Below are 13,331 nucleotides of genomic sequence, written 5' to 3' on the forward strand. Positions count from 1 at the left end.
TTGACTATTTATTATGATAAGTTTGACTTTAACATAACAGCAGATTATTCCAATAGCAAAGGTCAAAAGTACAGCAGTAGTGTTCGGGATATTTTATTTCATATTATCAATCACTCTACTTACCACAGGAGCCAAATTGCAAGTGAATTAAAAAATCAAGGGATCGAGCCATTGATTACTGACTATATTTTCTTCAAACGCTAGGATGCTGAATGAACACTTAGAATTCTATCATCAAATTATTTAAGCTGCACCCCTTACCTCGGTGAAACTGCAAGCCAAGATATTCTAGCAGAAGAGTCATAGATTTTTAAAATATCCTTACTTCAATATAGGTGGCTTTTTTTCAAGAATCATCAAACCTTCAATTTCCAAATCCCTCAATTTCATTCCAGCAAGGATAAATTCAACAAATCAGTCAATGTTTATGATGTTCAAAGGTTGCTAGCACATCATGTCCTAAAGTAACTATATTTACCTTGATCCTTATTTTTGACTATTTGAGATCAGAAAAGCAAAAAAAACTATCTCTGACAATTAGTCCAATATCAAAAGTCCTTAATACAAATTCTGATCGACACGATAATCTATCATGGCTTTCTAAAAATCACCCCAATCAATTCATGGAGCTTTTCTTCTTTTTGTTTTATGACCGGGAAGATGTATGCCTGAAATCCAAATGAAGCCGTTGTTTTCATGGACGGTATTCTCGAGGTTAGTGTATTGCGTAAGGATGGGTTCATTGATTATCTTGTCTAAAAATGTAATGGCTATATGAGCGGGATGCTCTGAGGGAAGAAAGTCTTCCAAACTACGTGGAAGGAGCATCGACAGGTTGTGATCATAATCTTTAAAGACCATTCTCTATTCTTGTTTTTCCGAAAATCAAAACAATAATTTTAAGTTAGACAAGAAAAAGGTTTCCAGAGAAATTTGGTAGCTATACATTTTTAAAGAGAATTTTGAAGTAGCCACTTTTTCTTATTGAAAGGTTTTTTTATTGATAATTGACATGTATCCTTTATTTGTAGTTAAAAAATCATATACGTTATTAAAGGACTTTCAAATGACAATTAAATATTTAATGGAATTGATTAAGTTTGAAAAGTTTGATTTGAGTAAAGAAAATCAAAGCTTAAAAAATTTTAAATTCACAATTTCCAATAAGTCCAATAAGACATATTACCAGGTTGCTTATAAATTAGTTTTTTACATGAAAACCATACTTCTTGTTTTACTGTGTTCTATTTTGTCTTTTGGTACTGCCTTTGCAAGAAAAGGTATTTCCGAAACTGAAAAACTTGCTGCAACGGCCAAAGTCTGGGGGTTTTTGAAATACTACCACCCTACCGTTGCCAAGGGAAAGTTTGACTGGGACAGGCAACTTTTGGATCTTCTACCCCTTGTATACAATGCGGAAACCAAAGAAGAATATTCTGACATCATTATGGATTGGATTGAATCCTTAGGAAATATCAAAATTTGCAAAAATTGTCAAATGGAATCTCGAGCGGATCATTTCGAAAAAAATCTCGATTTATCTTGGTTTAAAGACTCTGACATTTTCACCTTATCACTTAGTGAAAAGCTTCAATTCATAGAACGGAACAGATATCAAGGTAAACCTTATTACATCAATAATGGAGGTAAGAATTCTACCCTTATCATTAGCAATGAAAAATCTTATGAAAATTTTGATTGGACAGTAAAGTCGATGCGGATTTTGTCATTGATCAGGTATTGGAATACTATTGAATATTATTATCCGCACAAGTACCTAATCGATACAAAATGGGATACAGTACTTTTGGAAATGATCCCCAAGTTTAATGATCCAACTTCCGAACTTGATTTTCACTTGGCTATGCTTGAGCTTGTCGTCAAAATCGATGATAGTCACGGATATTTTTCAACTGAATTGATCAATCAGCATTTTGGACTTAGATTGATCCCGGCAGTTTTTAAGATTATCGATAACAAAATCGTCTTAACAGGTTTTTATAATAAGGATTTGGCAGCTACAAATGATCTTGAAGTTGGAGACATCATCAGCAAGATTGAAGGGATAACAGTTTCTGAAATCTTAAGGGAAAACTTAAGGTATATCAATGGATCAAATTACAGCACAAAACTCAAATATGCATTTGGAAAAATTTATCCAAGCTCTTCAGACAGTGTTGAAGTTAAGATTGACAGAAAAGGTATCACCAAAACTCGTAAATTAGCTAGATATCAAAGAGATGAATTCATTTCCAAGCCAAACCAAAAGGATTGGGAAATTTTCCAAGACAATATTGGATATATCAACCTTAAAGGAATTGACGGGAAGGAATTAATGCATGCTTTTGCTAGTTTGGAAAATACAGTAGGGATAATCATTGATTTGCGTAATTATCCGCAAGAATTTTTCGGAAACCATTTCAAAAATTTTTTGGGGGCTAAAAACGAAGTCATCACCAAGGTAATTAAACCAGACTTCAAATATCCAGGAAAGTTTATAGTTTCGGATCAAAAAGCAACCACCAAAGTCTCGAAGTACAAAGGGAAAGTGATTTTGCTTGTTGATGAATATACTCAAAGCCGTGCCGAATTTACTGCCTTACATATTCAAAATGGGTACAATGTCACTACTGTTGGGAGCCAAACCGGAGGTGCCGGTGGAGTCATGATCCCCATTGAATTTGTTGGTGGATTCCAGTCATATTTTACAAGCAGTGGCATTTTCCTACCTGATATGACTCCTATTCAAAGAAAGGGCCTTCCGATTGACCATGAAGTCAGGCAAAGTCTTGAAGGAGCTATTGAAAGTAAAGACGAGGTACTTGATAAGGCTGTAATGTTGGTCTTGGAGAAATAGAAATTACATGATGACAATCAGTTATGTAACTTTAAAAACAATAAAATAGAGAAAAAGGAAATAGAGCAGGTTTTTCATTGCTTCGAAGCTTATTAATTGATACTTGCTTAAATCCTTATCACAAGTAGCTTTGTCAAGATTATTGACAAGAAACCCACTTGATTTTTACAATCAATTTTGGAAAGAGGGAGGACCAGCATCAAGAAAATCACATCAACCTGAAACACATTTCCCAATTTAGTCCAATCATTAAAAAATAGTCACCTGGTCATTAGCAACTCAATAATCTGCACGGGTGCTTTTACTACATAAGCATCCTTATCTTCAATATTCTTCAATGCTACAAGCTCTAATTCGTAAATCAGCCCCAACACAAACACCTGGTCCATTTTATGAACCTCATATAGGTCGTCAAACTTTTTCTTCCCTGTCAGGTTAATCCCATATTGATGGAATACATGGGTTATTTTTTTTAATAGATTGAAATTATTCATGTTGTTAAGTTTAACTTATTCGCCAATGATCTTACTTTGTGCCTCGGGACTAGGAGACCATATTGGTTCTCCCAGCTTTTCCCAAGGACTTTTAATCAAAATTTTTAGCTTTGAATTCATCGCTTCTAGAAGTTTTTCTATCGTTCTAGCTGCTTACTTTTCACCTTCTTTTTCCGCATAGCCTCCAGCCCAAAATGCCACTACCATAGAACCTAAACTAGAACCTACTACCAAGTCAACTGGAACCTGATTTCTTTCTAACACTTTATGTATACCAATATGCGCATAGCATCGGGGTCCACCACTTCCAAAGAGCAATGCAACTTCTGGCTTGGGATAAATTTCAGTAACTTAACCATAGCTTTAGGACTATCATAAGCAACATAATTCAAGGTTTTACTACAGTAAGTAAAATGCAATAATTATATCATAATCAAATATCTGAATATCAGTAAATTAACACCATTAAATATAAGGGTAAGCTCCATTTTATAAATAATCCCTATTCATAACTTTCAGTAAAAAAGCGAATGAAATTAAGGCCTGTCCTATACCCAGAAAAGTCAGAGGTCGAAAGCTAAACTCCGAATGCACTTAGATAAAATCTATAATTTCACGCATCATAAGGAAAAAGGACATCAGGAAAACTACCAACATTATTCTCACTTGGTATATAATTGAAGTGACAGTACTGGATATCAGATACATAAAACCCATCTGAATCATCATAAAAGGAAGAAAGAAATTCTCCCCAGGTTGTGCTAGGAAACCTGAAGGAACAATCCAAAACCCACCTTTGAACAATAGCAAAAATGCCATTAGAAAATAAACCAATGAAAAGCTTATGAAGACACGTTTGTACATCACTCAACAGTTTTTCTCAGATGATTGTTGGGAATTTGGAGTATCATAGAAAGACCTTTGGTAGGATTTTCTGCTTGCTCTTTAAGTTTCACTAACCATTCATCATGCTGCTTCCTTAACTTGTTCGGCAAAAAGACTTTTTGTAACCTGGCCAATCTTCCCGTTTGAGATTCAACGGTGACAACCTTACAACCATTCTCAGTTGGAATAATCAGCCATGCATGATATCCTTGGATTTTAGGTTCATCAAACTGCCAGGCCAATGCTTTGTTAGGCTCAAACTGCGTGACAGTGTTATTAAGCTCTTGCCCCATCGACTTCCAAAAGACTTTGGCCTGAGCAGAAAGATTACGCTGTTGAGGATTTTCAAATTGGATATTTTGGATATTGTTATACCATTTACTCCAATCACTTGCCTCGATCAAAAGCTTCCAAACCACGTCTGGTGCTGTATTGATTTCGATTTCGTTGTATACATAGAAATCCGACTTTTCTGGATTGAATTGTTTCGGCCATTCAATCAAATTGGTTTCAGGATTAAATTTTTTACTGCTGATTTGAGCATTTACCACACTGAAATTAAGCATGATAAGAAGTATTGATAAGTAAGTTTTCATAATTGATTTTTAAAGATTGGATGAATAGATTTTAGATTTGGATTCAGGGAAAAGCGGTCTACCCTGAAGTGCCTGATATAAAGTGAAGGCTGCCAAAGCCGCATATAACAAACCCACCACAAGTGTCAGCTTTGTATTCTTCAAGACATAAAATGCTAGAATGGGCAAAACCTGTAAAGCATGCATCCCAATAAAGTGGGCAATTCTGAGGTCACCCACTAACCTGCTCCAACCAACAATAAATAGGGTGGAATTGTCATTGCTCAGACCAACGGTATGACTCAAACGTCCTCCCATCAAGAAACCCTGAAAAGAGAAAATCACAAAAATAAAAATCCCCAAGCGTATACCCCACAAATAGTAGTTGGGCAAATTTGGAAAGGCCTGACTAAAGAAGAGCAGCCCCACAAAAGCGGTATAGATCGTGACCATGGTAGCGGCCAGTGCCATCAGGGAAAACATCATGGAGTAAAATGGACTACTGACGTTGTAGTGGGAAATTTTTCCCTGTCCTGCCATAAAGGCGATATAAGCGATTTCAAATCCCAATAAAAGGATGACCGACCAATTAAAAACGCTTATGTTGAAATCTGTCAGATAGTAACAATACCAAGCCATTGCCCAAGCGAACAAGAAGGTAGAGAAAGCAAACTTGAAAGGTTTGTACCAGGCATTGACCTGGTACACCTGTACATTGGAAACCCTGGTCATAGCCAAAAAGACCAAAGAGAGTAGTAAACACAAGAGACCAAAATAAAAGAGCGTTGCGTTCCTTTCTTTCATTTCAAAGACAAAACCAAGCATAGCCATCACGACTTTGGACTGGCCAAATTTTTCTTGATCTTCATCATGATAACCGAAGGCGTGACCCTTGGCAAATTGGATATAAACCAATTATTGAAGCCAACAACCTTCTTTCCTTTCCCATGAAGTAATAATTTCACACCAGCCTCAGCAACATCTTTTGCTGGCATTGGCTTATTTGTATTCATGGCGTTGGTTTTCCGCATTTCTTGGGTATGAAAGGGCGTTTCAACTGTCCCAGGACATAATGCCGTAACAATAACTCCAGAATCCTCCAGTTCTGTAGCTATGGTTTCTGAGAATGCCAAAACAAATGCCTTGGTGGCAGAATAGACCGAATAATAAGGCAAAGGTAAAAAAGACAGCAACGAGGCTACGTTCATGATCCGACCGGATTTCATCTCAGCCATGTCTCGAGCAAAAAGCTTGGTAAGTATCATCAGGCTACTGATATTCAGGTGAACCATATCCAACTCTTTTTCTATGGAAGTTTCTAAGAAACTTCCATAGTCTCCAAATCCTGCATTATTGACCAAATGGCTCACCTTTAATTCATGGACTTTGGTTAACTGATAAAATTCCAGGGTTGCTTGAACATCGGATAGATCAACCTGAAAATATTTTATATCTATGCTATATTTACTCGATAATTCCACCTGCATTTTCTGCAGTATATGTTTGCTTCTTGCAACTAGTATCAAATTGAATTTTTTAGCAGCCAAGAGCTGAGCCATTTCATAGCCTATGCCAGAAGATGCTCCAGTGATTAAAATATATTCCTTCATTTCTTTATTGTTTAAGTAATTAGTCAATTCTTGTCCATGTTTCGGACCTTCCGAAAAGGGAAACGCCTACAAAGCCCCTCACTTCAAGTTGATTTGGTTTTTTAAGGGTCATTTTACAGGAATAAGTCTTCCCATCTTTGGGTTCGTAAATGGTACCGGAAGACCAAAGGTTCTTGTTTTCGAACTTGAAATCATTCAGAATAGTCAATCCTACCAGATCTCGGTTTTTCTTTGCTGGGTCAGGATTGTTAACGTCCTTGGTCGGACCACCGGTCCCCCAAATAATATCTCCGTAAAACATATCTCCTTTTCGGTAAATTTTGAATTTGGCATCGCCTTTTTCATTTTTCCATTCTCCAACAACATCATTTGAGGGGGATTGTCCTTGAGCTTGAATGCCATGCACAGGAAAGAAGTATAGCATCAATAGTATTGCATGTGATTTCAGCATATTTGATAGGGTTAAAGTGTTTCGATTTTTGGTGGAATTAACTTGTACATTACGGGTGTCACAATCCTCGAAAGGATGGTGGAACTGATCAGCCCTCCGATCAGGACTATTGCCAATGGTGATATTTGTGGGTTAGGGTTTAGGGCAAGTGGAAGAAGTCCTCCTATGGCAGTCAAAGAAGTGAGGACTACAGGAAGGAACCGAAGTTCTCCCGCCTGCTCAATTGCAGTCTGTAAAGCCACTCCTTCTTTGCGCAGTTGATTGGTGAAGTCAACCAACAGTATGGAATTTTTAACTTCTATACCTGCCAAGCCAATGAATCCTATGATTGCGATAAATGACATCGGGTTTCCGGTCAACCAGAGCAAACTCACGCCTCCAATGACACCTAGTGGAATTACCGAAAGCACAATCAAAAGACCTTTGAAGGTTTTAAATTGCAGGATCAATACTGCCACAAAAAGAAATACTGTAATTAAAATCACGGTAATAAAACCGCCTCCAAATGCATCATCTTCACTTTCTGCCTCACCAGACAATTTGTAAAAGTATCCCGATGGCATTTCCATAGCATCCAACTGAGGAACTACCTCTGCCAATACATCATTGGCCAATACTCCTTTTTGGGTAGAGGAAGTTACTTTTACAAATCGGTTTTTGTTGAAGTGATTGATAGTAGTTGGCGAAGTTTCAAAGTCAATGCTTGCCAACTGCTTCAGCGGGATGGCTGTCCCCTGGGCATTGTTTACATACAAATTTTCCAATGCATCCAAAGCCCTGTATTTCCCCTTAGGTGAAGTGACTACAATATCAAAATCATCCCCAATTTCATTGGTGTAAGTGCCCATGGTGAGTCCTGCCACAGCCAATCGAACAGTCCTGTCAATATCTGCGGTAAATACACCCAGTGTTCTTGCTTTTTCTTTGTTGATGTTGATTTTTAAATCAGTTTTGAGTGTATTCAATTCATTGTTAATGTATAATGCACCATCGCTAGCGGATAGAATCCTCTCCACCTCAAAAGACAACTTGCGCAGACTGTCGAGATTTTCTCCAAACACCCGGATGGAAATTGGTGCTTCAATCGGAGGACCCTGTTCAAAATCCTGAACTTCAATCTTGGCATAAGGAAAGGCGGCAAACTGATTTCTAAGCTGGTTGATCAATTTGTTTTTCAACACAGGTTTGGCATTAGGATCCATTTGAATGAAGATTTGGGCAAAATCAAACTTCTCTTCTTGCTGTGGTACATTGTAATAAATCTGGGGATTTCCCTTTCCTACATTGGTTGAGAAGTACCTGATCAGATCATTTTGCTGAAGACTATCTTCTACCATTCGGGTAATGCGGTTGCTTTCATGCAGGCTGGTCTGTAAAGGCATTTTTACATTGACAAGAAAAATGGGCTTTTCAGAAGTTGGAAAAAGTTTGAAACCAATAACAGGGAAAAGCAACAAGGATCCACCAAATAAAAGGAATGAAAAAGCCAGTGTTTTTACGGGATTCTTCAAGGCCACTTTCATCACTTTTGCATAAGTAGCTCCAATTACTTTTTTCAATGCACGGAGGAAAATATTGCCTTCGGGATTTTCATGTTCTTTTAAAAACCTGCTTGCAATAAATGGCACTATAGTGAGCGAGACTACCGTAGAAGCCAAGACACTGCAAATGACCGCCAGTGGAAGTCCACGGACAAATTCACCTGGTCCACCGGGCAAAAAAACCAAGGGTAGGAAGGCTATTATCAAAGTTGCTGTGGTGGCTATTACCGGCAAAGTGATCTGCTTGGTGGCCTTTATCGCTGCTTCTTTCCTGGTAAACCCATCCCTCAGCCATCGCTCGATATTTTCCACCACCACGATACTGTCATCCACCAACAGACCCAGAGACACGACCAGTCCAACAATACTCAGCTGATTCAGAGAAATATCAAAGGCATTCAAACCGACCAAACCTAAAGCCAGAGAAAGCGGGATAGCCAACATCACTACCAAAGAAGCACGAATACCCAATGGGGATAAAGTAAATAATACCAGCACAATAGCAATAATGAAATCAAGTCCTAATCCAGATAAGCGTCTGGAAACATTCTCAGCTTGGTCGAAATGCTTATAAAGCTTGATGTTTTCGGGAAGACTGTTTTCAAATGCTGTGATAATGGGTTCATACTTTGCTTGTGTGCTGGAAATATTACTCCCCACCTTTTGGGCGGCATTCACCAAGACAACCCTTTTCCCATTGAGACGGGTAATATGTTTCTCTTCTTCGTATTTGAAATCAACTTCTGCTACTTCCTTCAACAGGATAATTTTGCCATTGGCATTGCTGATGACAGTGTTTTCAATTTCTTCAAGGCTTGAAAACTTCCCACTAGTCTTTACATTGAAGGTTTTGTTTCCTGCAGTGAGACTTCCTCCGGGAATATTGACAGCTTCACTTTGAATACTTCCCAAAACCACATTTAGTGGTATCTGAAATGCAGCAATGCGGTCCAGTTTCAAATCAATCCTTACCTCTTCATCAGGAACACCCGATAGTTTTACCTTTTTCAAGTCCACTACTTTTTCCAACTGATCCTGAAGATCTTCTGCTTGTTTCTTCAGTTGACGGTAAGAGGCATTTTCACTCACCAAAGCCACTTGAAGGATATTTACATCACTTGGATCCACTTTTCGGATTTCAATCGAAAAAATATCTTCCGGTAGTTCATTTCGCAATGAATTTATTTCCCGTACCACTTCCTGGTACTTATCATCCACACCTACCCCATACTTGAATTCCACCCTTATAACAGCCAACCCATCTTCTATGGCTGTCACGATTTTATCAATATTCTCTAGTTCGTATATTTTATTTTCGATTGGCTTCACCACCAGCTCCTCCATATCTTGTGTGCTTGTACCGGGATAAACCACCACAATGGGATAAGTTGGAGGATTAATCTGCGGATCCTCTGCCCTAGGCATGGTCAATAGGGTCACCAGTCCAATGACCGCTACCATCACAAACATCACCAAGGTAAATTGGTAATTCTTTACTGAAAAATCTGTTAGGTTCATGGCTGTTTATTGATGAATTGGATGGTGGAAAATTCATTGAGAAAAGCGGAATTGCCCAAGATGATTTCGCTTACTCCCTCTAGGCCTTCACTGATGCTTACTCCGGTTTCAGAAAAGCTCTCAATAAGCACAGGCTGTTTTTTGACCTTGTTTTTACCATTCGGGACAAACACATAAGCCTGCTTCCCATCTGCCTCTATCAATGCTTCATAAGGAATAAGCTTGGATTTTTGCTGGTGCCCGGTTTGAATGATGGCTTTACCAAACATCCCTATCGCGGCTGATTCAGTCAGGTTGTCCAACTTGAGCTCAACCTGAAAAGAGCCTGTTCCCAAGTCTGCTGCTCCTGATTTTCTGAAAACTTGGGCTTCCCACCAGATCTCTGGAAATGCTTCCAGCATGACTTTGGCTTTATTTCCAATGGCTACTTTTGCCCATTCTTTATCAGAAAGGCCGATTTTAAGTTCCCAACTTTTATTTCCATTCTCGCTGCTTGCCAAAACTGGAGCTCCTCCAGCAATCACCTCTCCTTCGTTGGCTAGCTTTTTCACCACAAAACCGGGCTTTTCAGCATATATAAATGCGTACTTTTTGTCAAATGCCACAGATGCAAGTTTTTGCTTCGCAAGCTCAAGTGCAGTCTGACTGTTTTGCAACTGTTCCAGCGTGGCAACACTGTCTGCATAGAGATTTTCTACCCGGGAATAGTCTCTTTGGGCTTTTGCAAGGCCCAAATCAGCTTGAGTATAGCCTGATTCTATTTCAGTGAGTTTGAGAGTGGCTAGCAATTGACCTTTTTTGAAACTTTGGCCTTCATTGACATAAATTCGGTCGATGATGCCTCCAATCTTAAAAGCTTGGCGCATTTCATTTTCTGTGCTCAACAGGCCACTGCCACTGATGTAGGCCTCATCTGTTACTTCTGAAACAGGCACTAAACTGACAGCTATGACCTCAGAAGCGGTGTTATTATCTTTGGCTTCTTTTTCTTTGTTGCATGCAGCAAATGTCATTAGACAAACCAAGGCTATGATTGATAATTTATTTTCCATGTTTAATTATATTTAAGGTTAAAGGAGGCGCTCGCACGTTCGATTTCTGTAGCTTTGATATAGCAATCATATAGTGAGATACTCTGTTGAAGTTGAGCTGAAACCCATTGATTTTGAGCATCCAAAAGTTCAATAAATAAGATTTGAGCTTCTTTGTATAGCTTCATTGAATCCCTATAAGCACGTTCAGCACTAAGCATTTGCTTATTTGCTCCTTCAAGATCACTTTGGGAAGCTTCATAATTGTTCTGACTAATTAGCAGTTGCATGCGAAGCTGTTCAGAGACCTGATCAATTTTTGAGATGGTGATATTCTTATCCATTTGAGCCTGCTTGTTAACATATCTATTTAGGCCTCCGGAGAAAATGTTCCATTGAAGTGATACTCCAAAAAAGTAATAACGGGACTGACTATTATATTCCCAATCAAATGCTTGAGAACCAAGATCAAGAAATGCACCAACAGATGGAATAAGATATGCTTTGGAAAGCTTTAATTGTTGTTGGTTAATTTGAGTTGAAAGATTTAGCTGAATAAGTTCTTCCCTTTGATCGTAACTCCTTTCATCAACGTAGTCTGCTTTTTGAATTAAAAAGATATCGTCTATTTCAATATCATCGATAAGGTTTTTATTGAGTAAAAAATTGAAATAAGCCTTAGCATTCTCAGATTGCTGAACCGAAGCAAAATATTGGCTTTGAAACTTAATCAATTCGTTTTCTGCACGAAGCAATACAGTCTTATTTACAATACCATTATTAAACAATACTTCATTTACTCGTTTACTTTCAGTAACTAACTCAATTGCAGACTCGTAAATCCTAATAGCCTCAAGAGTTTTAAGAAAATTGTAATAAGCACTTTTTATATCCTTTACCAACTCCCTTTGATAAACTAAAATCTCCAGCTGTTGCATGGTAACTTGGTTAGATTTAATCCTACGGTTATAGGCAATCTCAGCGTTAATAATAGGTAGGGTTGTTCGGACTTTTACATCATAGAAATTATTAGGATTGAGCAGAATACGTTGATTTTCCACCATAGGAAAATTATTATTCTGAGTTAACTGATTAAGTGTAGCATATACGGGGTTGAGAATATCACCAGCCGGAAAATCAACAGTTCGCCCTCCTCCAGCCAAAAAATAGTCTGATTGGAACATGACCTTCGGTAAGAACATAGATTGAGCTTCCTTTAAAGCATACATACTTTTTTCCAAGGCAAATTCCTGTTGTTTAATCATTTGATTGTTTTCGAGTCCTTCTTGGATGTATGTATCTAGATGGGTTTGACTTTGAGCAGTAAGCGACAACAAAATCAACAGAGTACACAAATAGGTTTTCATTTTATATTAAAATTTGAATTATGTTTTATATTTGAACATTGTTCATTAATTAAGCAAAAAAAATTACTTTCTACTTAACATAAGCATTAAATCCTCATAGGCACTGTTCATCAATTCATCAGGCTCTTGTCCAGTAGCAGCTTTTACACGCTCACGAATATATAAAGAGCACATTCCGTGGACGCTCCCCCAGATAACAAAGGAAAGTGGTTCCAGCTGATGCCCTTTGAAATATCCATGATCAATACATTCTTTTACTGTTTTACGCAGCGCTCCAAACGTATCATTCCCTTCCTTCCAATGATTCTCCTCATTAGCCTTGATAAACTCCATTGGAGCTTTCATATTAAACATCAAATCATACATTTGAGTATTTTCTAATGCAAATTTCATATAAATCCTTCCTAAAGCTTTCAGGCGTTCCATTGGATCAGACACATAAAACAAAGCACGCATCTCACTACCAAGTTGAGTAAATCCTTGTTGATGTAAGTCATGCAAGATTTCGGTTTTGTCCTTGTAATAAACATACACCGTTCCAACACTATAGTCTATTTCTTTGGCTATGCTTCGGATGGTAGTCTCTTCTATTCCTTTTTCAGCAAAAAGTTTTTTTGCTGAACCTAAAATCAGTGCCTTTAATTCTTCTTTTTCCTTTGCTTTTCTATCGGCTATTCCCATGATCTTATTTAATGAACAATACAAACATAATGAACAGTGTTCAAATTATCAAATAAGTTTCTTTTTTTTTCAAAAATAATTAAAAGAAACTTTATTAATGAGTCAAATAAGAATTGTTGAAATTTTGGAATAGAGTTTCACAGAAGAACTTACTTTACCCAAGCAGCTTTAGATAAAAGATAAAAAAATTTCTACGAAACTTTATGTTTTCAACAAATCTTCTCCTTTGAGTCGTTTAAAAAACATAAAATTTATCTTTGGAATACTTCTTTGAAATCTTCGTGAATGACTTTATCGCTAATTAAAAAATTTAAAACATTC

13 protein-coding genes are annotated in these 13,331 nt (G+C 37.6%); 2 read left to right on the forward strand and 11 right to left on the reverse strand.

Annotated elements, in window-relative coordinates:
- On the forward strand, positions 1 to 204 hold the full coding sequence (locus MM236_RS02050) for a DinB family protein (RefSeq protein WP_241273266.1): 204 nt from the start codon (positions 1 to 3) through the stop codon (positions 202 to 204).
- Positions 205 to 1,213: 1,009 nt separating this feature from the next.
- Positions 1,214 to 2,857 carry a S41 family peptidase gene (locus tag MM236_RS02055; protein ID WP_241273267.1) on the forward strand — a complete coding sequence of 548 codons (1,644 nt, stop codon included), beginning with the start codon at positions 1,214 to 1,216 and terminating at the stop codon, positions 2,855 to 2,857.
- 260 nt (positions 2,858 to 3,117) lie between these two features.
- Here the strand turns inward: MM236_RS02055 and MM236_RS02060 are convergent, their stop codons facing one another.
- The 11 genes from MM236_RS02060 to MM236_RS02110 form a co-directional block, all read right to left on the reverse strand.
- Complete coding sequence (locus tag MM236_RS02060) at positions 3,118 to 3,351, reverse strand: acyl carrier protein (protein ID WP_241273268.1); 234 nt, start codon at positions 3,349 to 3,351, stop codon at positions 3,118 to 3,120.
- Positions 3,352 to 3,504: 153 nt separating this feature from the next.
- Positions 3,505 to 3,669 (reverse strand): patatin-like phospholipase family protein, encoded by a 165-nt coding sequence (locus MM236_RS02065; protein WP_255742288.1) that lies wholly within the window; start codon positions 3,667 to 3,669, stop codon positions 3,505 to 3,507.
- Positions 3,670 to 3,945: 276 nt separating this feature from the next.
- Positions 3,946 to 4,215, reverse strand: a complete 270-nt coding sequence (locus tag MM236_RS02070) for a hypothetical protein (protein WP_241273270.1) — start codon at positions 4,213 to 4,215, stop codon at positions 3,946 to 3,948.
- On the reverse strand, positions 4,215 to 4,832 hold the full coding sequence (locus MM236_RS02075; RefSeq protein WP_241273271.1) for an SRPBCC domain-containing protein: 618 nt from the start codon (positions 4,830 to 4,832) through the stop codon (positions 4,215 to 4,217). Before MM236_RS02075 ends, MM236_RS02070 begins: the two co-directional genes overlap by 1 nt.
- 9 nt (positions 4,833 to 4,841) lie before the next feature.
- A complete protein-coding gene (locus MM236_RS02080; protein ID WP_241273272.1) occupies positions 4,842 to 5,726 on the reverse strand; it encodes a hypothetical protein in 885 nt (294 codons plus the stop codon).
- On the reverse strand, positions 5,642 to 6,421 hold the full coding sequence (locus MM236_RS02085) for an SDR family NAD(P)-dependent oxidoreductase (RefSeq protein WP_241273273.1): 780 nt from the start codon (positions 6,419 to 6,421) through the stop codon (positions 5,642 to 5,644). The genes MM236_RS02080 and MM236_RS02085 overlap by 85 nt, the downstream gene beginning before the upstream one ends.
- A gap of 19 nt (positions 6,422 to 6,440) precedes the next feature.
- Complete coding sequence (locus MM236_RS02090) at positions 6,441 to 6,872, reverse strand: DUF2147 domain-containing protein (RefSeq protein WP_241273274.1); 432 nt, start codon at positions 6,870 to 6,872, stop codon at positions 6,441 to 6,443.
- Positions 6,873 to 6,883: 11 nt separating this feature from the next.
- A complete protein-coding gene (locus tag MM236_RS02095) occupies positions 6,884 to 9,931 on the reverse strand; it encodes an efflux RND transporter permease subunit (RefSeq protein ID WP_241273275.1) in 3,048 nt (1,015 codons plus the stop codon).
- Positions 9,928 to 10,983, reverse strand: a complete 1,056-nt coding sequence (locus MM236_RS02100; RefSeq protein ID WP_241273276.1) for an efflux RND transporter periplasmic adaptor subunit — start codon at positions 10,981 to 10,983, stop codon at positions 9,928 to 9,930. Before MM236_RS02100 ends, MM236_RS02095 begins: the two co-directional genes overlap by 4 nt.
- Positions 10,984 to 10,985: 2 nt before the next feature.
- Positions 10,986 to 12,329, reverse strand: coding sequence for a TolC family protein (locus MM236_RS02105; protein ID WP_241273277.1), 1,344 nt, complete (start codon positions 12,327 to 12,329; stop codon positions 10,986 to 10,988).
- Between the two features lie 63 nt (positions 12,330 to 12,392).
- Entirely contained in the window at positions 12,393 to 13,010 is a 618-nt protein-coding gene (locus MM236_RS02110) for a TetR/AcrR family transcriptional regulator (protein ID WP_241273278.1), read from the reverse strand.
- Positions 13,011 to 13,331: the final 321 nt, after the last annotated feature.

Origin of the sequence: Belliella calami, assembly GCF_022549695.1 — a bacterium.
Classification (GTDB): Bacteria; Bacteroidota; Bacteroidia; order Cytophagales; family Cyclobacteriaceae; genus Belliella; species Belliella calami.